The organism is Burkholderia sp. 10_S31, assembly GCF_056930375.1.
Window position 1 is genome coordinate 2,662,338 of sequence record NZ_JBXOWK010000001.1, and the last position, 23,456, is coordinate 2,685,793.

A 23,456-nucleotide genomic window follows, 5' to 3' on the forward strand; every position below is an offset into this window, starting at 1 on the left:
AAAAAGCCAGGACTCGGCGAGTCCTGGCTTGTCGTCATCGTCAACCGTTCTGGCTGCGCCCCAGGCATTCGAAGACTTCGGGGCGCCGGTGCTTGAAGTATTGGGCAAGTGCCATGCCCGCGACCTGCACACCGATCAGGCAGTAGAACATCCACACGTACTGCCCGGGGTCACCGCCCGCAAGCACGTCGAAATGTGCGGCCACGAGATAAACCAGCGCGATGAAGAATACTGACGAAATCGCCGGTGCCAGAAACGACTTGGCGAAACTCACGCCCTGTTGCCTGCCTCGGCGAACGTACCAGACCAGCGACGAGATGTTGACGATGGTCATCAGAATGATGATGCCCGACGTTCCGACTCCGGAGAGCTGCCCGTAAAGCAGATCGGGCTTGGCGCCCATCAGAATGAACGGCAACAGCACGCACAGCACCATGACCGAGACGGTCATCGAGGCAAGATACGGAGACTCGTGCTTCGCGTGCACCTTTCCGAGGAAGCGGGGCAGCGCGCCGTCCGTGCCCAGGTTGTGCATATAGCGCGAAAGCACGTTCTGCGTGGACAGGCTCGCCGCGAACGCCGACGTCATCACCAGCACCGAAACGATCAGGTGCAGGCCAGGGCTCACGAATTTCGCGAAGGCGTCAGGGAACATCGCCGCGGGCGTCTTGGCCGCGATCGACTGAACCTGCGGCCCGTAAGCCATGATCATCGCATACGCACACAGCGTGTAGATCACGCCGATGAAGATGACGGCACCATAGGTCGCACGCGGAATCGTCCGGTCCGGCATCTTCACCTCGTCGCGAAACAAGGCGGTCGCCTCGAACCCCATGAAGAACGACACGGTGAACAGCATGCAGAACGGCACGTTGGTACTGTTCGCCAGTTGGCTCGGCATGAACGGAGCGGATGCGGAAACACCCGGCACGCCGCCTTTTGCCAGCACACCGAACGAAAATACCAGACAGACGACGATCTCGAGAATCATCACCCACGTCAGCACCTTCGCGGACAGCTCGACATGAAGATATCCCAGCATCGAGACCACCAGCCAGCACGCGAGCGTCGGCCAGTACCATGGAATCGCCAGGCCGGTCATGTCGTGCACGAGATCCGAGCACGAGACGCCGAAGAACGACGTGACGCCGGCGAGGAGCAGGAAGTACGAAACCGCCGCGAGTATGCCAGAGCCGAGGCCGGTCGACTTTCCGATGCCATAGCTGATGAACGCATAGAAGTCGCCCGGGCGCTTCACGATATTGTTGAGCGTCACATAGCCGACGGAAAACAGCAGCAATACCAGCGTCGTCAGTACGAATATCACGGGGCTGCCGACTCCGCCGAACATCAGCGCGAACGGGATGTAACCCGACACGGTCGTCAACGGCGCCGAGAACGCCAGCACGGTGAGCGCCAGGCCGACGGCCCCCATGCTGCCCGACAGCTTCTTCTGCGGAGACGCTTCTATCTGCACGTCTTCCACATTCAGTTTCATCTCCATCTCCATTTCCATCTCCTTACGCCTCCAACATATCGTCAGCATGATCGAACGATCGCTGCATCGCGCCGCGATCGTTCATGTGTCCGGGCACCCTTCATCGGTTTCGGGCCGGTACGGTACTCAGTCCGGTTCGTATCGCGGCCATCTTCGGCCGCCAAATTGATCGGGTCCAATTGCCGTTGGCGATGTTTTTCGATAACCGCGCTTTATCACGCGCACCGGCTTCGCCCCTCACGCAACGCCGGCCCCATGCGCCTGCAGATCCGCGTGATAGCTCGACCGCACCATCGCGCCGACCGCCGCGTGCGTGAAGCCCATCTTGTACGCCTCTTCCTCGTACATCTTGAACGTATCCGGATGCACGTACGCTCGCACCGGCAGGTGATGCTCGGACGGCTGCAGATACTGGCCGATCGTCAGCATGTCGACGTCGTGCGCGCGCAGGTCGCGCATCACCTGCAGGATTTCCTCTTCGGTTTCACCGAGGCCGACCATCAGCCCCGACTTCGTCGCGACATCCGGATGCTGCGCCTTGAAGTCCTTCAAGAGCTTCAGCGAGTGCGCGTAGTCCGAACCCGGGCGCGCTTCCTTGTACAGGCGCGGCACCGTTTCGAGGTTGTGGTTCATCACGTCGGGCGGTGCGGCGTTCAGGATCGAGATCGCGCGGTCGAGACGGCCGCGGAAGTCCGGCGTCAGGATCTCGATGCGCGTTTCCGGCGACTGCTCGCGCACTTCGCGGATGCACTCGACGAAGTGGGCCGCGCCGCCGTCGCGCAGGTCGTCGCGGTCCACGCTCGTGATCACCACGTACTTGAGCTTGAGCGCGGCGATCGTGCGCGCGAGGTTCTTCGGTTCGTCCGCGTCGAGCGGATCGGGACGGCCGTGACCGACGTCGCAGAACGGGCATCGGCGCGTGCACTTGTCGCCCATGATCATGAACGTCGCGGTGCCCTTGCCGAAGCATTCGCCGATGTTCGGGCAGCTCGCTTCCTCGCACACGGTGTGAAGGTTGTGCTCGCGCAGGATCGTCTTGATCTCGAAAAAGCGCGTGTTGGGCGTCGCGACTTTGGCTCGGATCCATCGTGGCTTGCGAAGCGGCTCGATCGGGACGATCTTGATCGGAATGCGCGCCGTCTTCGCGTACGCCTTCTGCTTTTCCGATGCGTCGTAGCGCACCGCCGGGTTTGTCGAGGCCACCCGCTTCTCGCTCGCATCGGTCATTTGCGCCCTCCTGTCCGGCGCTCTTGCGAAAACCGGTGGTCAACAGCCTGTTTGTCGGTCGAAATGATCGCCATGCCGCGCTTCCCTGAAACCCTGTCGAAAGGCGCGCAACGTGCGCATCGCGTCAAGCCGGACGGTGATATCGCGTGTGCCGGCAATTGATTTCATTCTAGAAATGACACGTGCATCCCTCGTCCACCCAAAGGATGATAAAAATCTCCAAACCTCGTCAGGCAACGGGTTGCGCGTTGATATAACCCCATTAATCGCGACGCGTTGTCGCACGTCGGAACATGCGTCTAGCGACGCGTCGACGCGGCCGCGTCGTGGGCCAATCCGGTCAGGATTTCGTGGATGCGTACGTCGAGCCCGCGTGCGTACGCCGCGCTGAATACGAAATCGTCCAGCGCGAGTGTCGATTCCTTGACGACGAGTACTCCCGTCTCGATTTCGCGCCGCGCGACCGCACCCGGCATCACGGCGATGCCGATCCTGTCGATCGCCATCTTCACGATCGTCGACAGCGACCCGTTCGAGAAGATGCGCGGAGACGGCTTGTCCCGCGTCGCAATGGCGTCTCTCAGCCTGATGTACGGATGGGTCCGCTTCGGCAGCGTGATGATCGGGAAGCGCGCCAGGGTGTCCGGCGTCAACGGGCTGTCGCCGACATCGAGATCAGGGGAAACGAGGAAGTCGACCGGATATCGGCACAGCTGCACTTCGACGAAATCGGGATCCACCACGGGCCCGGCCAGCAGAAACGCCATGTCGATCTCGCCGGACTTTAGCGCGTCGCGAAGCGTCGGCGTGATGTCGACCACGATGTCAATGACGATCCCCGGATGTTCGCGATGCGCACGCTCGATGAACTCGGTGAGCCACATATGGACGATCGTTTCGGCGACACCCAGCCGAACCACGCCGCACAGCGTCCGAGGGCTCGCGATCGCCGCGATCAGTTCGGACTCAAGCGCGAGGAACCGCTCTGCGTACTCCAGCAGCGTCCGGCCGCGCGGTGTCAATCGGATGGTACGCGCCGCGCGCTCGAACAGCAGCACGCCCAGATCGTCCTCCAGGCCGGAAATCCGGTGCGACACCGCGGACTGCGTCGTGTGCAGTTTGGTCGCCGCCTTGTGAAAGCTGTTGAGCGTTGCGACCCAGTAGAAGGTTTCCAGGCTTCTCAGATTGATCATCGATTCCTTCAGGTTTCGTGCCGCGGTGATTCCGTCGCGCCCGGCAATCCGCGCATGCGGGCATCAAGCGACTTCGACGGTCGCCTCCACCTCCACCGCCATGCCGGACGGCAGGGAATTGGCGCCGGTCGCGATGCGGGCATGCCGCCCCGCTTCGCCCAGCACGGCGTAGAACAGATCGGAAGCGCCATTCAGCACCTGCGCATGCTCGGTAAAGTCGGCATCGCACTGCACGACGCCGGCCACGCGAACGATGCGGACGACGCGCGAAAAATCGCCGCCCAGCATGCGCCCGATGTGGCTCAGGATATTCAGTGCACAGAGCCGAGCGGCACGCTGCCCGTCTTCCACGCTGAGGTCGGTGCCGACCTTTCCCGCATACAGCAGCTCACCGCCCAGACGCGGGCCCTGCCCGGCTATCTGAAGGTAGTTCCCCGACCGCACCGCGGGCAGATAACTGCCGCGCGGCACGCTCGCCGGCGGCAGTTCGAGGCCCAGTTCGGCGAGGCGCGCATCGATCGTGGTTTTCTCCGTCATTTCAGTTGCCTCCAGTCGCCGCGTTCGCCCTGCCAGTTGATCGAGTCCCCAAGCGTGCGTCGAACACTTGCGCGAAGTGTACGAAGCAATCCCTCCCATTCGAGCGCACTGATGCCGTCCACGGCAGGCTCGGGCGCCATGAACATGCCGTCCACGCCTCCCGAATTGACACAGCATTCGATGCAGCGGATCTCGAGTTCGGGATCGTGAAACACGACAGGGTTCTCCAGCAGCGCCGAAAGCGCCGCGATGATGCCCGTCGCGCCCCAGTTCGATACGTTCGCGACGACCAGGTGATCGGCCGCATTGACCGCCGCCACGCCGCCACGCCCCGCAACGCCGGTCGACGCAGCCTTCGGCGAAAACGCGGGCAGATCGGCCGCAATGACACCCATGCCGAGTTCGTTCCCGCCGTCGCCCACGCCGATATGCAGGATGCCGCGCGCCTTGCCCTGATAAAACAGGTAGTCGAGATCGGCGACGAGCCCGTCGAGCGGACGACCGCCCAAGCCGTGGTAGAGCCCCAGCGCATTGCAACCAGGGCGCTCGATCGAAATCATCACGCTGGGCCGGGTGCGCTCGAGCAGGTCGTCCGACACGCGATGACTGCCTTCCTTGTCCTTGGGGACGGTCCGGATGTAGACGGGCCGCAGGTACTCGATTCCTTTGACCACGCCATTGTCCGGGAACGGCATCGGCGCCAGCCCCGCGCCTCGGCAGGTCTGCACCATCATCTCCTCCCAGTCCTCGTCGATCACGATGACGGTCGGCACCCCCAGGCCCAGGAAGAATGCGCGTGCCATCAGCGCGGCGCCCACCGGTCCATCGGTTTCGGGCGCACCGCCGCCCTCCGGGAATCCCGTGGCGATGAGCACCGGCCCCCCTTGTCGCCTTACCGCCTCGACGATTCGTTCGGCCGCGCCCATGCATGCGAAGCCGGGTTGCCGCTTCTGCAGCGCCGCGTAGATGTTGCCGATCAGTCCGACGCCCGTGTAGTCGAGCGTCATGAATGCGTCGATCGTGTGCGCGACGCGTCGATACTGTTTGCTGTCTGGCTGCAGCATGGCAATTGCCTCCTGGCAGGAATGCGCTCTGGGTAGACGTGCGGGATGATCAAACCAGCGCACTGACGAACACGTCGTGGTCCACGTTACCGCCGCTCAGCACCAGCACGACGGTCTTTCCGGCTACGTCGAGCTTGCCGGCAAGGACCGCCGCGAGCGGCACCGCGCCACCGGGTTCCACGACGAGCTTCAGCGTCTCGAACGCCGCTCGCATCGCCCGACGCACCTCGTCATCGTCGACGACGAGACTCCCGGCCAGAAGCCGCTTGTTGACCGGAAACGTCAGCTTGCCGGGAGACGCGACCTGCAGCGAATCACAGATGGATCTGGTGCCCGCGGCATTGGCGACCTGCTCGCCCTTCGCCAGCGATCGTGCGTGATCGTCGAACCCCTTCGGCTCGACAGCGTAGATGCGCGCTTGCCGGCAGTACGCGTTGATCGCTGTCGCGACCCCGGCGACCAGCCCGCCGCCGCTGGCTGCCGCAAGCACCACATCCGGGACCACGGAGATGGCTTGCGTCTGCTGCACGATCTCGAGACCGACGGTGCCCTGGCCGGCCATCACCTGGCGATCGTCGTAGGGGGGAACGGTCACCGCGCCGGTGCGCTCCGCGATATCCCGGCCGATTGCTTCCCGGTCGTCCGTTTGTCGGTCATAGAGACGCACGGTCGCACCGTAGGCCCGCGCGCCTTCGATTTTTGCCTTTGGTGCGTCCGCCGGCATGATGATCGTGGCCGGCATGCCGAACCGCGCGCAAACCGCCGAGATCGCCAGCGCGTGATTTCCCGACGAGAAGGCGACAACGCCGCGCGGCCGCAGGGCTGCCGGAATTTGCAGCACGCGATTGCATGCGCCCCGGAACTTGAAGGACCCCGTCTTCTGAAGGCTTTCCGCCTTGACGAGTACACGGGCGCCCGCCGCACGGTTGAGCGCCTCGCTCTCGAGCAGAGGCGTTCGCACGACGAACGGCAGGATGCGCACGGAGGCGGCTTCGATGTCGGCGACCGAGAAATCGCCGGATGAGAGATCGGTCATGGCATTCGCTCACGATGAAAGACGTCAGCGCATTACATCAACCTGGACCGATTCAATCCAATGAAGAACAAAAATGCTCGCTGATCGAAATTCGTAATCAATCGACAACGCATGCCTGACGTTCGATCGCGTGCCGCGACTCATTCGCGGCGCGCATACGTCACGACTCGATCTTCCGGCCGCCGAACGCGGCGAGCAGCAGCAACCCGGCGAGCAACGCAAATGCTAGATGCAGACCGATCGCATGCGCGAAGAAGCCGACAATCGCCGGTCCGACCAGATTGCCGCCATAGCCCAATGTCGTGATCGATGAAATCGCGGCGGATGGATCCATGGCCGTTTGCCGCCCGGCAGCGGCAAACAGGATAGGTACGATGTTCGCGCACCCGGCTCCGCATACGGCAAACCCGACGATCGCGCCCATGCCCGACGGCGAAGCAATCGCGATGCACATCCCGACTGCGCCGAGGGTCCCGCCCGAGACGATCACCGTGCGCGAGCCGAACCGGGTAATCAACATGTCGCCGAAGAGTCGACCGATCGCCATCGTCATCGCGAACGCGGTATAGCCGAAGCCTGCGCGATCCTGCGCGTAAGACTTCACGGATGTCAGAAACAATGCGCTCCAGTCGAGCATCGCGCCTTCGACGAGAAAGCATCCGATTGCAATGGCGCCCATCAGGACCACGATCCCCTGCGGCAGGATCAACGCCGACGCCGTGCGCTCGCCGGGCCCTGCCGACTCCAGGTATCGCGCGTAGCGAAACATGAGCACGGCGATGACGGCGACCATCGCACCCGCTACCCCAAGCGGATTCGCGCCGGCCGACAGCAGTGATCCGCCGACCAGCGAGCCCGCGATTCCGCCGACGCTGAACAGGGCGTGGAAGCCGGACATGAGTTGCTCGCCGCTTTGCCGCTCGATGAGCGTGGCCTGGATATTCATCGCGACGTCGACGAATCCCAGGCCGGCGCCGAAGATCAACAGCGTGATCGCCATCGCTGGCATGCCGGACAGCGTCGCCAGGAGCGGAAGCGATGCGCAGATCATCGCGGCGCCCGCGCCGATGACCTTGCGGCAACCGAATCGCTCGACCGCGCGCTGACAGAGCGGCATGCATCCGACGGCGCCGATTCCCAGGAACAGCAGCAGGAAGCCGAATTTCGCTTCGTCGACGTCAAGCCGCGCCTTCGCATACGGCACCAGCGGCGCCCACGTCGCGACGCTTATTCCAGCGAGAAAGAATGATGCGCGTGTTGCAGCCCGTTTGTTGTTTTCGCTTGCAGTCTCGACGACCATGGTTTGGGATGCGTCCGACAAATCGGACATCTTCTGGATGAACGGATGATCCGGTCGTGACGTTTCCGCACCGGCCGTGACTGGCAGCCGGGCGCATCTGATGCAACGAGCCGGAAAATAAAAAAAGATCCCGAAATTGCTCGGGATCAAAGGAGAAACGACCCGGGATGAGGCAGAACGTGTCCGCCCCGGTCGTTCAACGATTCAGTCCTTGTGGCTGCGGCCGAGTCTTTCGAAAATTTCCGGGCGCAGGTACTTGAAGTATTGCGCCAGTGCGATGCCGACGAGCAGCACACCAATCAGGCAATAGAACATCCACACGTACTGCCCCGGATCGCCACCTGCCAGAACATCGAAGTGCTGCGCGATCAGCACGACGAGCGCGATGAAGAACACCGACGAAATGGCGGGCGCGACCGCCGACTTGAAGAAGCTGACGCCCTGGTGCCTGCCGCTCCGGCCGTACCATACCAGCGACGAGATGCTGACGATGGCCATCAGAACGACGATCCCCGACGTACCGACTCCGGAGAGTTGCCCGTACAGCAGATCGGGCTTGGCGCCCATCGCGATGAAGGGGATCAGCACGCAGAGCACCATCACCGACACCGTGATCGACGCGAGATAGGGCGACTCGTGCTTCGGATGAACCTTGCCGAGGAATCGCGGCAGCGCGCCGTCGGTGCCGAGGTTGTGCATGTAGCGGGCCAGCACGTTCTGCGTGGACAGCGCCGATGCGAACGCCGACGTCAGCACCAGCAGCGAGATCACGACATGGAGACGGCCGCTGACGAACTTCGAGAATGCGTCGGGAAACATTGCGGCAGGGGTCTTGGTAGCGATGTCCTGGACATGCGACCCATAGGCCATGATCAGCGCATACGCACAAATGGTATAGACGACGCCGATGAAGATGACCGCACCATACGTGGCTACCGGAATCGTCCGGTCGGGCATCCGGACTTCATCCCGGAACAGCGCGGTCGCCTCGAATCCCATGAAGAAACCGACGATGAACAGCACCGAGAACGGCACGCTCGCGCTCTTCGACAGCTGGCTCGGCGCAAACGGCGCGGTTGCCGAGATGTCCGCCGCCCCGCCCTTCGCCAGCACGAAGAACGAGAAGATGAGACATACCGCGATCTCGAGCAGCATGATCCACGTCAGCACCTTCGCCGACAACTCGACATGCAGGTAGCTGAGGATCCCGCACGCCATCCAGCATGCGATCGTCGGGATGTACCACGGGAGCACGGCACCAGTCGTTTCATGAAGGAGATCGGAACAGGACACGCCGAAGAACGACGTCACCCCGGCGAGCAGCAGAAAATACGACACCGCCGCGAGGATGCCTGAACCGAGGCCAGTCGACTTCCCGATGCCGAAACTGACGAACGCGTAGAAGTCGCCCGGGCGCTTGACGATGTTGTTGAGCGTCACGTAGCCGACGGAAAAGAACAGCAGAACGATCGTGACGACGACGAACAGGATCGGACTGCTGACGCCTCCGAACATCAGCGCGAACGGGATGTAACCGGATACCGTTGTCAAAGGTGCCGAGAACGCGAGCACCATCAGCGCCAGGCCGATCGGCCCCATGTTTCCGGACAACTTTTTGGGTGCAGATTCGCTTATGCGAATCTCTTGCATGTTCATCTCCATCTCCGTCCCACCTCCGTCATTATGTGAATCTTCGCCGTACGAAAACACCTGGAAATGCAGCAACGACTGGTATTTGTCGGTTTATTTCGCTACATTTGTCTCACGATTTCGCCTCTAGAAGCTTTTTGTTCACGGCAAGTGAAACGATCGTCCACCTCCAAATTGAAGCGGTCCAATTGCGATTCGCGATTTGCACTGATCGCCAAAATTTATCAGTGCGACAGTAGGCCTGCCCTGCGTCCGAAACTTGGCCACGCCGTTCGTCGCAATCGCCGCGAATCTGTTACGCATGCCGTCACCCAATGTCAGACAGGGCTGTAGCGATAGCAGCCGTCCGGCAGGTAATACAAGGCAAATGATGATCAGGGATCACGCGGACATCGCCCGGTATGCCTGGGTGAAACGCAGCTGGGGTGAGACCGCACGCGCCGGACGCTGCAAAACCGATTCAGCGCGACGAGCAGCCTCGCTGCAGGTGGGTGCGGCCTGACGTTTCACCTCGCGGTTCATCACGCGTACTTGATGCAGACGCCCGACTGGACGAGCCGTGGAAGGAAACCAAGCAATTTTGGGGAAAGCTCGAACGGCTTTCGGGTGTGAAGGCTGCGCGTGTTCGAGAAGACCGGACGGCAGTTCCATCCGGCAAAATCGCCTCCTCGAATCGCGCGATGTCGGCCGGTAAGCAGCTCGGGAGGCATAGTGAAATAGCCCGACAAGACCGGATACCTGCGCGGCGAGACAGGTCGCCCGCCCCTCCGTGTATCAAACCGGGCCCGCGAAGCAGTGGCAAATACGAATCTTGTGGATCGTCGATGCCACGCCTCTGTCGTTTCCCGATCGGAAATCAGATTTCCGTCACGAGTTTCTTTGCGCGCAGTACCGAGTTGGGGCTCATACTGAGTTCGTCGACCCCGAGGTTCACGAACACCGGAATCATGTTTGGCCGTGACGCAGCTTCACCGCACACGCCGACACTGATGTGCGCCCGCTTCGCCGCGTCGCATACCATCTTGATCGCCTGAATGACAGCCGGGTGCTCGGTCCTGTAGAGCGAGGCAAGGCTGGGATTCATGCGATCGACGGCCATGATGTATTGCGTGAGGTCGTTGGTGCCGATCGAGAAGAATTCGACTTCCTGCGCCAGCAGATCGGCCGTGAGAACCGCAGCCGGCGTCTCGATCATGATGCCGAGCTTCGGAACCGCAAACGGCACCCCCGCTTCGGTCAGTTCCACAGCGATGCGCTCGATGATCGCCTTCGTGCGGCGAACCTCGTCGACATCGTCGACCATTGGCAGCATCACGCAGATGTTTCCGTGGGCAGCGGCACGCAGTAGCGCCCGCAGTTGCGGCTCGAACACTTCGGGGCAGTCGAGACACATCCGGATGCCTCGCCACCCCAGAAATGGATTCTCCTCCTTCGGGAAGCGAATGCCCGGCAGCGGCTTGTCGCCGCCAGCATCGAGCGTCCGAATGATGACAGGCCACGGGTGAAAGCGCTGTGCGAGCGTGGCATAAACTTCGTATTGCTCGTCCTCCGTAGGCACGCGCTGATGGTCCATGAACAAAAGCTCGGTACGGAATAGTCCCACGCCCATCGCGCCGGCTTGCAGGGCCGAGTCGAGTTCCGACAGAGAACCCATGTTCGCGGCGATCAGTATCTTGCGTCCGTCGCGCGTGGAGGGCTCGACGTCCCGGTAAGCAAGGAGCGCCGATTGCTGTTCGCGCTGCGCGTCGATACGGCGCGACAGTTCCTTTTCATGCGCGTCGGAATGGTCGAGCCAGACCTCCCCGGTCGTACCGTCAATCGATACACGTGCGACCGATCGCAGTCTGTCCTTGTCGATCGGCAGACCCAGAACTGCCGGAATGCCATGCGAGCGTGCGATGATCGCAACATGAGACGTCGCGCTGCCGGATGTGCAGACGATTCCGAGGATATTGGCGAGGTTCGCGCGCGCGAGATCCGGCGCGGACAGTTCTTCGGCAAGGATAATGCTCGGCACCTCCAGTTCCCGCAGCGACTTCTGCTGCTTGCCAAGAAGCACGGCCACGATCTCGCGTGTCAGGCCGCGAATGTCGTCGGCGCGGCTGCGAAGGTACTCGTCCGTCATCGATTCGAACGCGAACGCCAGATCCTGCCCGCATTTCAGCGTAGCCGCCGCCGCGCTCCACCGCGTTGCGATGAGCTCGCGAATCGTGCCCGCATAGTCGTCGCTCCTTGCGACATCGGCGATCGCCTCGATGATCTCGTTTCCCATCGTCCCGTCGCCCGGCTCGAGCATCGCAGCCAAAGTGGACTCGAGCGTCGCGGTGAATCGCGCGGCCTCGTCTGTTACCTCGTGTTCCGACACGAACTGGCGATCGACCACGAGCTCGTCACGAACATACGCGAGCGCACTGCCGAACGCCAGGCCTTCACTCGCCGGAACACCTATCAATGCGCCCGAAGAATCGGCATCGTCAGCGGATCGCGCCGCGCCCGTGTGCTCGAACGCTCGCGGAGCCGTCGCTGAGCCGTCGGACCCTTGATGGCCGTCCGGCGCGGTGGCGCCCTGCACGATTGCGCTGACATTCGACAGAAATTGCGTCAACCTGTCGAGCGCCTCGCATTCATCTTCGCCGTCCGCTCGGAGAAGTATCTGCTCGTCCTGCTTCACACCTAGCAACATGAGCTTCACAGCGCTCTTCGCGTCCGCCCATGCATCACCTCTCCCGATTTTCAGCGCGCTATTGAACTCCTTCGCAAGCTTGGCGAATTGAGTCGCGGGGCGTGCGTGCAGACCCTCGTGTACCTTGACAACAACCTGAGTTTCCAACATGACGATGCCTTTTCGTATTCCGTGGGTGACGACGATTGACGTCGGCGCGATTCAGGCGTCAACGATCTCGATGACGGTCCCTTTCTGCATGCTCTTGAAGAGCCGTTCACAATCGACCGTCGATGCGCAGATCTCGCCGGGGCGCTCTGCCGAATGGGCTCCATTGAACGTGATGACGACATGGCCCAGTTCGCTCACCTTGTTCCAGGCCGTCGGTCCCACGGCGGTCACGACCGCGGAAATTTCGCCGATGCGCAGCACGGAACCGATACGCGGCGCCTGGCTGTGCGCCTGCTCTACGCGGTGAAGGACCGATACCTCTGCCAGTTCGGGAGGCGCTCCATCCGAATACAAAATCAGCACGCCACCTTCGAGAAGGGACTCCACCTCTTCGCCGATACTGGAAATGATTGTCTTGTAGTAATGCATGCGTGACCTCAAGATGTTTTTATAGAGCAAAACTGACCACCCAGGCGATCAACACCGAGATCGGCCCCATGATCTGTCGACTGATCAGTACGGCCGGCACGCCGACGCGAATCGTCTCCGGTTTCGCTTCGCCGAGTGCCATCCCGACTGGCACGAAATCACAACCGACCTGGGTGTCATACGCGAATAGCGCCGGCAGCGCCATATGCGGCGGAATCGTGCCATTGCCGATGGCCGGCCCGATGATTGCCGCGCCGATGACCTGCGCGATCACGGCACCCGGTCCGAGTACGGGCGACAGGAACGGAAGACCGCAGATCGCCGACAGGATCACGAGCCCGACAATATTACCGGCCAGCGGCGAAAGCAGATGAGCGAGCCCGGTCCCCACCCCGGTCGAATTGATCACGCCGATCAGCATCGTCACGAACGCCATGAAAGGCAGCACGTTGCGAATGACAGTATCGATCGACTTGCGCCCACTCGTGAACAGCACATTCACGACGCCGCCCATGCCGCGGCCAACCGACGTGATCATCCCAACGAAGCCGCCGTGGCTTGCCCCGGTTCGCGGTTGCGCCGGCGACGGCGTTGCGGCGGGTGATGTGTCGCCGTTCGTCAAGGCGGCGCGATGCGCGTCGACGTTCGACGCGTCGTCGTCGACGGACCGCAAGCTGTTCAATTCGACGCCGGACACGTAGATATCCTCGGTAATGAACTGCGCAAGCGGGCCCGACTGCCCGACCGGACTCAGATTGATGGTCGGGATGCGCTTTCGCGGATATACGCCGCACCGTGCGGTTCCCCCACAATCGATGACGACAGCCGCGATTTCCGATTCGAGCGGCGGATTGCGAAAGCCGTCCACAACCGTTGCTCCGGTCAGATCGGCCAACCGCTGTGCCACCTTCGGAATATCTCCCCCGGTCACGGCTACGATCTTGTTGCGCTCCACCGTCGGTGCGATGACGAGTGGACCGCCCCAGCCGTTGGCCCCCTTTCGAACCTCAACCGCCTTGTACGTACGCGCATCCATTTCCTTCTCCTCCAGATGATTTCTCGTGTTTTATCGTGTCGAGTTCAGAGCGTCAGACCTTCGCGCTTCGCGATCATGCGGGTGATCGCTTCGGTCAGCACCCCTTTCAGGAGATTGACGAAAAGGCCGACGCCCAGGTAGAAGAGCGCGAGTTTCGGCAATGAAAACGGTGCGGCATGGGTTTCAGCGAGCTTCGTGATACCTGCTGCCACACCAAGCCAGACGAAAAGCTCGCCCGGATTGCAGTGCGGAAACAAGCCCGTAATCGGGTGACACAAGGACACTGCGGAATCGTAGAACGCGGGTTTGTGACGCTCTTCAAGGAAGACGCCGAACGTGTAGGCCATCGGATTGGTCAGAAAGAACATCGCGAGCAACGGCAACAGCGAATATCGCGTCACGATGTTCTTCGAAAGGAAACGAGCCAATCCCTGAATCCGCTGCTCGCCCACCAGCGCGATGATCGTGTAGACCGCGGTGAGCAGCACGATCAGTGTCGGCAAAATACCTGTAACAAAGCCGACGAACGTCTTTCCGCCTGCGTTGAATACACCGATAAATGCCTCGGCGGCATGAGTAAGAAAATCCAGCGGATTCATGGTTGTCTCCTGATGAAGTTGTGATGTGCGACAGATGCGTCAATCAAAACAGTGCTGCGACCTGCGTGCCGTACGGTGTTCGTCTACTCAATCACGACACCGATAGGACGGTTAGCGTTCGCGGTTCTGCAAGCCATGTCGAGTGCGTTGTGAAGCGCGTGCCTAAGACGAGGTGCAAGCGACAAGGACTCCAAATTGTGTTGAAACTCGCCGATCGACCCGCCATTGAATCCGGAAAGCGCCTCGAAACGAGCGAACACCGTCAGTCCAGACATGGCCAATACTTGTCTGACAATGCAATCGTCACCGATGACAACGATCGCAACTGCGCCGCGCCCGATCCGCGGCTTGAACGTCCCCACGCCGAGAAAGCCGTCGCCCCACGTTCGCGCAGTCTTTCTGAGCGTGTCCCGGTAGTAGCGCATATGGGCCCACCCGGCGATGAGCTGCAGCGCCCACGTAACAGCCAATGCCAGTAAACCGAACCGAACGAGTTCCATTGCATGTCTCCTGCCTCGCACGAACTGCTTTAACAAACGAGACGAATCCGGCGGTTATTTCGCGCCGCCATTTTGAACAAATGTTTATCGCAATAATACAATTGTTCATTTTCAGGTAAATACGGGAAAACGCGACACGAAGCCCGCAGCAACGATTCTTCTAACAAAAACCCGAATTGACCTCAATCGGGAACACGAGACCCGAAATGTAGTGTGACGCCTCCGAAGCCAGGAATAGAGCGGCACGCACTGCGGCGGACATGCCGTCATCTCGCCTCGGGATCGACGGCAGCGGGGTCGGCTGCAGCGTCACACCATGTGAGGCGCGGCGAAACTCGTCATATGAGGGTACCGTTGGACAGACGGCATTGACACGGATCCCGTCACCTTTCAATCGTTGCCCCATTGCTTGGGACAGCTGACAGAGCGCCGCGGCACAGGCGCTCTGCCACGGCACGCACCAGGAATCCGCTTCGGCAGTTGGCGCGATATTGACGATCACGCCTCGCTTGACTCGCCGATACTGCAAAGCTGCGGCATGGGCGATGTAAAACGCAGCCTTGACGCACTCGGCGTACGCGTGATCGATCTCTCGTTCGTGAATCTCGAGATCGTTTCCCGCATCCAGGCGCGCGCAGCCGTTATGGACGACGATATCGAGTCTCCCGAATTCAAGCACGGTCCGTTCAACCAGTTCAACCGCACGTCGCGCCGTGAAGATTTCCGCCGGCGTACTGTCGACATTGGCTTGACCGTCTCCCGTTTCACCCACCAGTTCGAGAACGCGTGCCCGCTGCGTAAGCACCGTTGCGCCGGCGGTACGCAACGCACGGACCACCTCGTCGCCGACGGGGGACGATAGCCCCGTAACCAGCGCGATCTTGCCGTCAAGCTCCAGGTTCATGAATGGCTCCGCCTACCGTGACAGTTGCTCGCCGACGATACCGACCACATCAGCCAGCGCTTCGACGTGCGGCAAATGACCGACGTCTGCGAAGCGGTGCTGCGCAATCCGGCCAGGCAGGCCGTTCGCGTGCGTAATCGGAATGATCTTATCCGACGCCCCCCAGACGACGCGAACAGGCATCGTCAGCGACGCGATGGCTTCTCGCAGATCGATCTTCTGCCGGCCGCCCGGAAAGAACGTCTCCGCGATTGACGCAAGCGTCACACGTTTTGCCTCACTCGACAATTGCTGCTCCGCCGTCGCGATGAACGCTTCGTCGATCACACCGGGACGCGCGACCAATTCCCGCAGCCATGGCGTAAGACTGGTTCGATCAGCAGCTTGCGTCAGCCCGCGCAAGAACGCACCGTTGCATTCGGTACCCAGCCCGGCCGGTGCGGCCAGCGTCAACGACGACACACGCACCTGGCGCGACGCGCTCAACGCGATCGCGACAGCCGCGCCGAAAGAATGCCCGACGAGATGGCAGTTTGCGACATCTTCGGCCGCCAGCGTAGCGCCGATCGCGTCGACGATTTTCTCCAGTGATGCGGCAGCGTCAGCCGGCGATTTTCCATGTCCGGGCAAATCGATCGACAGGACACCGAGATTCTTGGCAAGGCCGGCGTCGCGCAATGCATTGAAGAACGGGCGCCAGCTGTTCGCCTCGGCCCCGAATCCATGCAGAAGCACCAGCGTCGCCGGACCGCCGCGCTGCAGCCAGACCCGATTGAGCGCGCCTTGCCGGCTCGCGCCGGCCGGCACTTCACGTGAACCACCGTTGCCGACGGCGACGGCGCGCACGTCATTCTCGACGATCCGGCCATGCGGACCGGATCCTTGCAGGCTGCCCAGGTCGATTTCGCTTTCGCGAGCAGCCCGACGAGCGGCGGGCGTTGCACGAATCCGGCTATCGCCGATATGGCCCGACGATGCCGCGGCTGCGACGTCCGCGCGACGATGGACCGAGGGTTCAGCCTCGGCGTCAAGCTCGGCAACGCCTGATGCGGTTGTGCCGGCGTCCTGCTCGATGACGGTCTCGCCATTGGCATAGATCCATGCGATCACGGTTCCGACGGGGACCGTATCGCCGACGCTGGCGGTAATCTGCCGGACCGTGCCACTCGCCGGGGCCTCCACTTCCATCGTGGCCTTGCTGGTCTCGATGTCGAAGATCGGCTCGCCCTGCCTGATCGTGTCGCCGTCCTTGACATACCAGGCGGTAATCGTGCCCTCGGTCATGTCCATGTCGACGCGGGGAAGGATCACTTCGGTCGCCATCTCAGCCCCTCCGACCGACAATATGCCGAACCGCCTCGACAATGTCGGGCACCTGCGGCACGGCAGCCTTCTCGAGCTGCGGGTTGTAAGGCAGCGGACAATCCGAGCCGCCCAGCCGGACGATCGGTGCGTCCAGATAATCGAAGGCGTCGCTTTCGCATACGATCGACGCGATCTCGGCGCCTATGCCCAGTTGCTGAACACCTTCGTACACACATACCAGACGCGAAGTCTTGCGTACGCTGGCGATGATCGCCTCGCGGTCGATCGGCCGGATGCTGCGCAGATCGATCACTTCGACGTCGATGCCTTCCTGCTGCAGCGCGTCTGCCGCTTCCAGCGAACGCACGGTCATGATCGAAGTCGCGACGATCGTGACATCTCGCCCCTCGCGGCGAACGACGGCCTTGCCGATCGGCTCGACATAGTAGCCCTCCGGCACGATGCCCTTGCTCTTGTACAGGAGCTTGTGTTCGAAGATCATCACCGGATCGGGATCCTCGAGCGCAGCAAGCAGTAATCCCTTCGCGTCATGGGGCGTACTGGGTTGCACCACCTTCAACCCAGGAACGTGCGCGAACCAAGCCTCGAGGCTCTGGCTGTGCTGGGCTGCAGCACCTGTCCCCGAACCGGCCGGAAAGCGCATCACAACCGGCACCGAGACTTCTCCGCCCAGCATGTAACGCATCTTCGCGGCCTGGTTCACGATTTGTTCCATCGCAAGCGTTGCGAAGTCCGAAAACTGGAATTCGTAGATCGGCCGGCAGCCGGTCATGGCCGCGCCGACCGCAATGCCGGCGCCTGCCAGCTCCGCGATGGGCGTGTCCATGATACGTTCCGCACCAAAGCGCTGAAACAGGTCACCGGTCACCTGGAACGCACCGCCGTAGACTCCGATATCCTCGCCCATCAGGAACACGCGCTCGTCTCGCTCCATTGCGATGCCCATTGCCTCATGAATCGCCTGAGCGTAAGTCAGTTCGCGCTGGTCACTCATGGTCATTCCCCCCGTTCTCCGTATATACATAGCGCGTCAACTCGGCGATGTCCGGTGCCGGGCTGTTCTGCGCGTAGTCCAGACCTGCCTTGATTTCTTCCTCGACTTCCGCGTGGATTACTTGCACCGCTGCGGCGTCGATCAGTCCAAGCTCCACCAACTGCCGCTCGAATTTCGCAATGGGATCCCTTGCGCCCCAGGACTCGATCTCTTCGCGGGTGCGATAGCGGTTTCGGTCGCTCTTGGAGTGGCCGCGAATGCGGTATGTCTCGCACTCGATGAGTGTCGGCCCCTCGCCTTTTCGCGCACGCTCGATCGCGCCTTCAGCCGCCGTCAGCACGTCGCCGAAGCTGTTGCCGTCGACAGTTACGCCGGGCATGTCATACGCAGCCGCGCGCTGCGAGATCCGACTGACGGCCGTCGAACGTTCGACCGACATCGACATGCCGTACCGGTTATTTTCACAGACGAAAATCACCGGCAGCTTCCAGATCGCGGCGAAATTCAGCGATTCATGGAACGCACCTTCATTGTTCGCGCCATCGCCGAAAAAACACACGACAACCGAGTCCTTGCGCCGCTTCTTGATCGACAGCGCCGCGCCAACCGCGATAGGCAAGCCTCCGCCCACGATACCGTTGGCGCCGAGATTTCCGCGGCTCACATCCGCGATGTGCATCGAACCGCCCCGCCCCCGGCAATACCCCGTCTCCTTACCGAAGAATTCGGCGAACATGCGTTTCGGATCCGCACCTTTGCCGATACAGTGGCCGTGTCCCCGATGCGTCGACGTGATGTAGTCCTCATCGGTGAGGAGCATCGTCATCGCGATCGCGGAGGCTTCCTGCCCGATGGACAGGTGCATCGTGCCGTGAATCAGGCCGCGCATGTACGCCTGTTCCGCACTCTCCTCGAATCGACGCACGAGTTGCATCTTCTTCAGCGCGTCACGCAACGCTTGCGCGGAGACGTGCCGATAGACTTCGGGCATTCCTTCGATCTTCTCTGCAACGAATCCCATCATCCTCTCCTCAAGCGGCGGCACGCGCGCCACGGACCATCTCGTCCTGACGCTGGCGCAGTTTGACAATCGGTGCGTTCGCGTCGACCGCGGCGTTCTGGTACGTCAGCAATTCGCCCTTTCGGATTGCTTGGGTGACGATGCCGCCTTCCAGCAAGCCGCATGGAACCGCGCGCTCCGCAAGCGCGTCATCCGCCGCGATGGCCCACGCGCGGTACGTAAATTCGCCGATCGCGTCGAGGCGGTCACCGACTTTCAGGTCTCGCTTCGCCACCGCGCAAACCTCGACCACCGGAACGGGAAGCGGCCGCATGTCGGCTTTGCCGTACAGGACAGCGCGCGCGCAGCTGAGCGGTACTTCGAGGCTCGTCAGGTGATACGGGCGATAGAACGTGTAATACGGCCCCTTGCCGAGCTTGAGGTCTGCCATGCGCTCGCGCAGGCGAGGATGTGCAAGTTCGGCAACGACGAACACCCCGGGCGCGACGCCCTTTCCGATGGTGTAATCGACTACGCCCTTTTGGGTGAGGATCCCGCCGTCCGCCACCGGACAAAGCACCTCATGCAGTTGGTCGAGCGTGGCCGCGGGACCGTGCATGCCTGCCACATCCGGAATCAGCCCGGTCGCATTTCCGATCGCCGCCATTTCGACCGCGGTCTTCGAACCGTCGACAAACTCCACCAGCATGCGCGGATTCATGTTGCGCGCCTTGGCTTCCGCCATGTAGTCGTCCGGTGTCGCGTCGATATTCAGCGGGTTGTTCTTGCCCTTACCCGCGGCGACGATCGGATAACCGAGCGCGCTGACGAAATCGATCAACTCGATCGTCGAGCTCGGCTCGTCGCCGGCGCCGAGCGTGTACACCACGCCCAGCCGCTCCGCTTCACGACGCAGGTATGCGCCAATGGTCACATCGGCTTCGACGTTCATCATCACGAGATGCTTGCCATGCTCCATGGCCAGCAGCCCGATCTGCGCGCCCACCGCCGGTTTGCCGGTCGCATCGATAACCACGTCGATTTGATCGTTGGTACAGATCGCATTCGAGTCTTGCGTGATGGCGATCGATCCGGCCTCGATCGCCTGCGAAATTCCCGAGCCAGTCTCGACGACGCGATAACCGTCGTCCGCCTGATTGGCGACTCGAACCGCTTCGCATGCGGCGTCGACACGGAGGTCCGCGATCGCGCCGATCTCGAGACCTTCCATTTGCCGGACCTGGGTCACGATGTCCGTGCCCATTTCGCCGGAGCCGATCAAGCCGATTCGGATAGGTCTGCCCGATTGGGCGCGGGCTTTGAGGTCGGCCGCCAGGCCGCTGGGAATGATGTTGAGCATCGACGATGTCTCCTGGGTAGTGACGCGCGCTTGCGCAGGCATGTGCCCTTAACCCGCGTCTGCAACCTGGATCGCCGCGACGTTCAGTGCACATTTGTTTTTTACAATATCACTTTGTTCACTAAAGGTACAAGCAACCGAGCGGCAAAAAGAGCGCATCTAGGGTTATTCCTAGCGCATGGAAATTTGGGGACGGAAAAAGGAGGAGCCGCGCCAAGGGCTCGTTGACGCGAGCGACAACCCAGCGGCGGGCACTGATACAGAAATTGATGCGGCGCAGCATCACTGCCGTCGCTGCGAATGGGGGGAGGTGCGAGAGCGCGCTTCTCTCGGCAGTGGGGACGAGCGCGGAGTACGGAAAGGTGACGGGGACCTTTCCGCGCGAAGGTCAGTCCGCTAGTTTCAGCAAGTCCGCTGCGGCGTATTGATCGGTGATCAATACGGACGGTCGCAATAACCTCAGAGCGCCCCCAAGCGCCGGCACCTTGCTAACGCCGCCCGCTGCAAGCACGCGCACCGGTACTTGCTTGACGATGTCGAGCGGCACGGACATCACACGCTCGTTGATGGGATGGTCAACCAGTTGTCCGTTGGCGTCGAAAAAGTTGAAGAGCAGATCGCCCACGGCACCCGCCTTGATCACTGATTCGCGATCAGCATCGCTGATGAACCGCGATCGGTGCGCCGTTGCCTCCGGGCCAGTGCCCGCAGCGCCGAGCACGACCGCATCCAGGGATCTCGCCAGATCGAAAATATCCCGGAGGCCGCAGCGCTCGATGAGCGTGCGCCGGGTCTCCGGGCTGTCGACCACCAGCGGCGCGGTCATCAGGTAGCAGTCCGCCTGATACAACGTCGCGAAACGCCAAGCGAACTCCGCCGGGTTGAAATGTCGGGCTTTCATGATGCCGCCCAGCAGTGAAACCACCGAGACGTTTTCGACGGGACGCTCACCCATGTACGACAGCGAACTGACAAGGGTGCGCCCCCAACCGACGCCGATTTTCATGTTCGACCGCACCATCGACGACACATATTCGCCAGCAGCCGCGCTCACTGGCGCGGTGGCATCCGCGTCTCGCGCTGACAGCGGTACGACGATCGCTTCCGCGATCCCGAATCGCTCCTCGAGTTGCCGTTCGAGATCCACGCATTCGACCAGGCGATCCCCAATCGAAATTTTTACCTCGTTTCTCTCGCGCGCAGCGGCCAGCAGGCGCACGACCGTCACCCGACCGATGCCGAGTTTCTGTGCGATCTCGTGTTGCGTCATCTCCTCCACGAAGTACATCCACGCCGCGCGCAGCCGCAGTCTGCGCGCTGGGCTTTGTTCGTCGATGGCCTCTTCTCGGTGCTTGGTTCGGGCTCTCGGCACGCTTCCTCCCCTAAATTAACGTGATCAATGACACTGAACAAATGTGCTATCTTAACTTCAAATGTTTCAGCCTCGAGGCAGCCATGGAACCCAAGTCATTGACGCCATCGCACATCGTCCAGGATCTCAGTCAGGTTCGCCTTGCATTGATGGATTGTGCGCGGCAACTTCGATACGCGGCGCGAAACGTCCCCGGCTCTGGGTCCGATTCTCAGCGAACCGCTGCCCGCCGCGCGAACTTGCCGCCGTTGCCGCAATTTCTTGGCTCCGTCGGCCATATCGCGGACACACTGCTCGAAACGGCCGAAACGTATGCAGGTCATGCGATTCCCCCACTGCAGGATCATTGGAAAGCGCCTGTCAGCTTCGACGGCGGCCTGGAACGCATCATTCGCGAATCCGCGGATACAAAGCTGATCCGCCACTGCTCGACACTTTATTACGCAGCCGCGAAGCGATTCATCCTGCACGCGGGTGCGACGGACGTCCTTATATTTGAACACCGCATCAATGACGCATTCAGCAGCCTGCGCGGCGCGCACAACATGTTGAAAGGCATATCGGAAATCCAGGCCGAGGCGTCGCTGGATGAATTTTCCGACGATATCTGTCGCGCGTATTCCCGGCTTACGTTATCGCTCATCGACCGCCATCCGATTCGAAGCGCACGATTCGATGAATTGCCTGATGTCGTCGCGCCGTGGTGGCTGGTATCCGAGCCGAACGTATATGTTTTTCTATTACTCGGTATCACCGGGTGCGCAAGAATTGTTCAGCCTGCAGCGCTTCCGTCCAATCCCGACACGCTGCTTCGCTTCGCGGCCGATCTCGTAGGCGCGTCCGAGTCGCGAATTCGAGCGGCATTGCGATCGAAAAATCCGGACGACGCGATGCAGCGCGAGTTTTCCAGAATTGTCAGCTACCTGTGAAGTCAATGCGCCGGAGAAGCATCTTGGTAGACGAACACGAACCGATCGCAAGGTCCATACATCGCGTATGGCCGGCTCTCACCAAACTGTCATCTTGCAGACTGCTTCTTCAGCAGTATTGCAACGACTACTCAAAAAATTCCGGCGTGTTGCTCGAGCTCGATGATCGACAGTTCACACAAGCGTTCGTCGCGTGGACTCAAATCCTCGATGATAGCGAGTTTTACCTACACAAGAACGCGGCTGACTATTTCCAGTTCTGCATCGGCGCGCTGCTCGCCGAACTATTGAAACTCAAAGCCGTCCGAGACACATCGGTGACCGTCATTCCACATAAGAAACCGAGCAGCGAAATTGCAGACTGGTGGCCGACCGGATTCGCACTGACTCATTTTTGCGTTGAGCTCGTCAAAAAAGTATCACGGCAGGAATGTGGAAAAGTCGTCGAGTCGTCCGAAAAAATCGGACAGCTCAAGATCTGGCAATCGTATCGCGAGAATTTGCTCGAAGAGCCGATGCTGGCCATTGCATATTTCGACGACTTCATGGGCATAACGCCAAACTGGCGCACCCCGTACTATGCTGGTCACCGCACGGCAGGGATCGATTGATTCGTATGTGAATCGTGCAGTGCGCGCACGTCTACGGCGCACTGCACGGCTACGTCGG

General features: G+C 61.3%; 21 protein-coding genes. 2 read left to right on the forward strand and 19 right to left on the reverse strand.

From position 1 onward, the window contains the following. Positions 1–40 precede the first annotated feature (40 nt). The 19 genes from AC1Z3W_RS11925 to AC1Z3W_RS12015 form a co-directional block, all read right to left on the reverse strand. Positions 41–1,498, reverse strand: coding sequence for an APC family permease (locus AC1Z3W_RS11925; protein WP_483507649.1), 1,458 nt, complete (start codon positions 1,496–1,498; stop codon positions 41–43). A 237-nt stretch (positions 1,499–1,735) separates the two neighbouring features. Further along, on the reverse strand, positions 1,736–2,725 hold the full coding sequence (gene lipA, locus AC1Z3W_RS11930; protein ID WP_226127291.1) for a lipoyl synthase: 990 nt from the start codon (positions 2,723–2,725) through the stop codon (positions 1,736–1,738). Between the two features lie 299 nt (positions 2,726–3,024). After that, positions 3,025–3,918: a LysR family transcriptional regulator gene (locus tag AC1Z3W_RS11935; protein WP_124551116.1), complete on the reverse strand. Its 894-nt coding sequence runs from the start codon at positions 3,916–3,918 to the stop codon at positions 3,025–3,027. A 63-nt stretch (positions 3,919–3,981) separates the two neighbouring features. Next, positions 3,982–4,455 (reverse strand): RidA family protein, encoded by a 474-nt coding sequence (locus AC1Z3W_RS11940; RefSeq protein WP_124660020.1) that lies wholly within the window; start codon positions 4,453–4,455, stop codon positions 3,982–3,984. Then, positions 4,452–5,519, reverse strand: a complete 1,068-nt coding sequence (locus AC1Z3W_RS11945; RefSeq protein WP_124551118.1) for a DUF4392 domain-containing protein — start codon at positions 5,517–5,519, stop codon at positions 4,452–4,454. The genes AC1Z3W_RS11940 and AC1Z3W_RS11945 overlap by 4 nt, the downstream gene beginning before the upstream one ends. 49 nt (positions 5,520–5,568) lie before the next feature. Next, the gene (locus tag AC1Z3W_RS11950; RefSeq protein WP_124551119.1) at positions 5,569–6,555 is read right to left on the reverse strand and encodes a threonine ammonia-lyase; all 987 of its coding nucleotides are present in this window, start codon (positions 6,553–6,555) and stop codon (positions 5,569–5,571) included. 160 nt (positions 6,556–6,715) lie between these two features. Next, positions 6,716–7,855: an MFS transporter gene (locus AC1Z3W_RS11955; protein WP_483507650.1), complete on the reverse strand. Its 1,140-nt coding sequence runs from the start codon at positions 7,853–7,855 to the stop codon at positions 6,716–6,718. Between the two features lie 204 nt (positions 7,856–8,059). Continuing rightward, entirely contained in the window at positions 8,060–9,454 is a 1,395-nt protein-coding gene (locus AC1Z3W_RS11960) for an APC family permease (protein ID WP_176015409.1), read from the reverse strand. 907 nt (positions 9,455–10,361) lie between these two features. Further along, on the reverse strand, positions 10,362–12,338 hold the full coding sequence (gene ptsP, locus AC1Z3W_RS11965) for a phosphoenolpyruvate--protein phosphotransferase (protein WP_483507651.1): 1,977 nt from the start codon (positions 12,336–12,338) through the stop codon (positions 10,362–10,364). A gap of 51 nt (positions 12,339–12,389) precedes the next feature. After that, entirely contained in the window at positions 12,390–12,767 is a 378-nt protein-coding gene (locus AC1Z3W_RS11970; protein ID WP_124832847.1) for a PTS glucitol/sorbitol transporter subunit IIA, read from the reverse strand. Positions 12,768–12,786: 19 nt separating this feature from the next. Further along, positions 12,787–13,803, reverse strand: coding sequence for a PTS glucitol/sorbitol transporter subunit IIB (gene srlE, locus AC1Z3W_RS11975; protein ID WP_124660015.1), 1,017 nt, complete (start codon positions 13,801–13,803; stop codon positions 12,787–12,789). A 44-nt stretch (positions 13,804–13,847) separates the two neighbouring features. Then, the gene (gene srlA / locus AC1Z3W_RS11980) at positions 13,848–14,402 is read right to left on the reverse strand and encodes a PTS glucitol/sorbitol transporter subunit IIC (RefSeq protein WP_062885851.1); all 555 of its coding nucleotides are present in this window, start codon (positions 14,400–14,402) and stop codon (positions 13,848–13,850) included. Positions 14,403–14,485: 83 nt separating this feature from the next. Then, positions 14,486–14,902 carry a transcriptional regulator GutM gene (locus AC1Z3W_RS11985; protein ID WP_124832848.1) on the reverse strand — a complete coding sequence of 139 codons (417 nt, stop codon included), beginning with the start codon at positions 14,900–14,902 and terminating at the stop codon, positions 14,486–14,488. A 160-nt stretch (positions 14,903–15,062) separates the two neighbouring features. Continuing rightward, entirely contained in the window at positions 15,063–15,806 is a 744-nt protein-coding gene (locus AC1Z3W_RS11990; protein WP_062885853.1) for an SDR family NAD(P)-dependent oxidoreductase, read from the reverse strand. Between the two features lie 12 nt (positions 15,807–15,818). Beyond that, entirely contained in the window at positions 15,819–17,129 is a 1,311-nt protein-coding gene (locus AC1Z3W_RS11995) for an acetoin dehydrogenase dihydrolipoyllysine-residue acetyltransferase subunit (protein WP_124474557.1), read from the reverse strand. Between the two features lies 1 nt (position 17,130). Continuing rightward, positions 17,131–18,132, reverse strand: a complete 1,002-nt coding sequence (locus AC1Z3W_RS12000; RefSeq protein WP_311771967.1) for an alpha-ketoacid dehydrogenase subunit beta — start codon at positions 18,130–18,132, stop codon at positions 17,131–17,133. After that, positions 18,119–19,147 (reverse strand): thiamine pyrophosphate-dependent dehydrogenase E1 component subunit alpha, encoded by a 1,029-nt coding sequence (locus AC1Z3W_RS12005; RefSeq protein WP_226148438.1) that lies wholly within the window; start codon positions 19,145–19,147, stop codon positions 18,119–18,121. The genes AC1Z3W_RS12000 and AC1Z3W_RS12005 overlap by 14 nt, the downstream gene beginning before the upstream one ends. 10 nt (positions 19,148–19,157) lie before the next feature. Continuing rightward, positions 19,158–20,486: an NAD(P)H-dependent oxidoreductase gene (locus AC1Z3W_RS12010; RefSeq protein ID WP_050011230.1), complete on the reverse strand. Its 1,329-nt coding sequence runs from the start codon at positions 20,484–20,486 to the stop codon at positions 19,158–19,160. A 388-nt stretch (positions 20,487–20,874) separates the two neighbouring features. Next, the gene (locus tag AC1Z3W_RS12015) at positions 20,875–21,756 is read right to left on the reverse strand and encodes a sugar-binding transcriptional regulator (RefSeq protein ID WP_226238130.1); all 882 of its coding nucleotides are present in this window, start codon (positions 21,754–21,756) and stop codon (positions 20,875–20,877) included. 185 nt (positions 21,757–21,941) lie between these two features. Between AC1Z3W_RS12015 and AC1Z3W_RS12020 the strand changes: the two genes are divergently transcribed. After that, the gene (locus AC1Z3W_RS12020) at positions 21,942–22,787 is read left to right on the forward strand and encodes a hypothetical protein (protein ID WP_124551124.1); all 846 of its coding nucleotides are present in this window, start codon (positions 21,942–21,944) and stop codon (positions 22,785–22,787) included. A gap of 23 nt (positions 22,788–22,810) precedes the next feature. Next, positions 22,811–23,398, forward strand: coding sequence for a hypothetical protein (locus AC1Z3W_RS12025; protein WP_124474559.1), 588 nt, complete (start codon positions 22,811–22,813; stop codon positions 23,396–23,398). The last annotated feature ends 58 nt before the right edge of the window (positions 23,399–23,456 follow it).

What these genes read in the sequence shown, in the direction of transcription:
- AC1Z3W_RS11950 (WP_124551119.1), bottom strand. Translation starts at nt 6,555, where the DNA reads ATGACCGATCTCTCATCCGGCGATTTCTCGGTCGCCGACATCGAAGCC.
- AC1Z3W_RS11995 (WP_124474557.1), bottom strand. Translation starts at nt 17,129, where the DNA reads ATGGCGACCGAAGTGATCCTTCCCCGCGTCGACATGGACATGACCGAG.
- AC1Z3W_RS11935 (WP_124551116.1), bottom strand. Translation starts at nt 3,918, where the DNA reads ATGATCAATCTGAGAAGCCTGGAAACCTTCTACTGGGTCGCAACGCTC.
- AC1Z3W_RS12020 (WP_124551124.1), top strand. Translation starts at nt 21,942, where the DNA reads ATGGAACCCAAGTCATTGACGCCATCGCACATCGTCCAGGATCTCAGT.
- AC1Z3W_RS12015 (WP_226238130.1), bottom strand. Translation starts at nt 21,756, where the DNA reads ATGACGCAACACGAGATCGCACAGAAACTCGGCATCGGTCGGGTGACG.
- AC1Z3W_RS11940 (WP_124660020.1), bottom strand. Translation starts at nt 4,455, where the DNA reads ATGACGGAGAAAACCACGATCGATGCGCGCCTCGCCGAACTGGGCCTC.
- AC1Z3W_RS11960 (WP_176015409.1), bottom strand. Translation starts at nt 9,454, where the DNA reads ATGGGGCCGATCGGCCTGGCGCTGATGGTGCTCGCGTTCTCGGCACCT.
- ptsP (WP_483507651.1), bottom strand. Translation starts at nt 12,338, where the DNA reads ATGTTGGAAACTCAGGTTGTTGTCAAGGTACACGAGGGTCTGCACGCA.
- AC1Z3W_RS11925 (WP_483507649.1), bottom strand. Translation starts at nt 1,498, where the DNA reads ATGAAACTGAATGTGGAAGACGTGCAGATAGAAGCGTCTCCGCAGAAG.
- AC1Z3W_RS11970 (WP_124832847.1), bottom strand. Translation starts at nt 12,767, where the DNA reads ATGCATTACTACAAGACAATCATTTCCAGTATCGGCGAAGAGGTGGAG.
- AC1Z3W_RS11985 (WP_124832848.1), bottom strand. Translation starts at nt 14,902, where the DNA reads ATGGAACTCGTTCGGTTCGGTTTACTGGCATTGGCTGTTACGTGGGCG.
- AC1Z3W_RS11990 (WP_062885853.1), bottom strand. Translation starts at nt 15,806, where the DNA reads ATGAACCTGGAGCTTGACGGCAAGATCGCGCTGGTTACGGGGCTATCG.
- srlA (WP_062885851.1), bottom strand. Translation starts at nt 14,402, where the DNA reads ATGAATCCGCTGGATTTTCTTACTCATGCCGCCGAGGCATTTATCGGT.
- AC1Z3W_RS12010 (WP_050011230.1), bottom strand. Translation starts at nt 20,486, where the DNA reads ATGCTCAACATCATTCCCAGCGGCCTGGCGGCCGACCTCAAAGCCCGC.
- AC1Z3W_RS11955 (WP_483507650.1), bottom strand. Translation starts at nt 7,855, where the DNA reads ATGGTCGTCGAGACTGCAAGCGAAAACAACAAACGGGCTGCAACACGC.
- srlE (WP_124660015.1), bottom strand. Translation starts at nt 13,803, where the DNA reads ATGGATGCGCGTACGTACAAGGCGGTTGAGGTTCGAAAGGGGGCCAAC.
- AC1Z3W_RS12005 (WP_226148438.1), bottom strand. Translation starts at nt 19,147, where the DNA reads ATGGGATTCGTTGCAGAGAAGATCGAAGGAATGCCCGAAGTCTATCGG.
- lipA (WP_226127291.1), bottom strand. Translation starts at nt 2,725, where the DNA reads ATGACCGATGCGAGCGAGAAGCGGGTGGCCTCGACAAACCCGGCGGTG.
- AC1Z3W_RS11945 (WP_124551118.1), bottom strand. Translation starts at nt 5,519, where the DNA reads ATGCTGCAGCCAGACAGCAAACAGTATCGACGCGTCGCGCACACGATC.
- AC1Z3W_RS12000 (WP_311771967.1), bottom strand. Translation starts at nt 18,132, where the DNA reads ATGACCATGAGTGACCAGCGCGAACTGACTTACGCTCAGGCGATTCAT.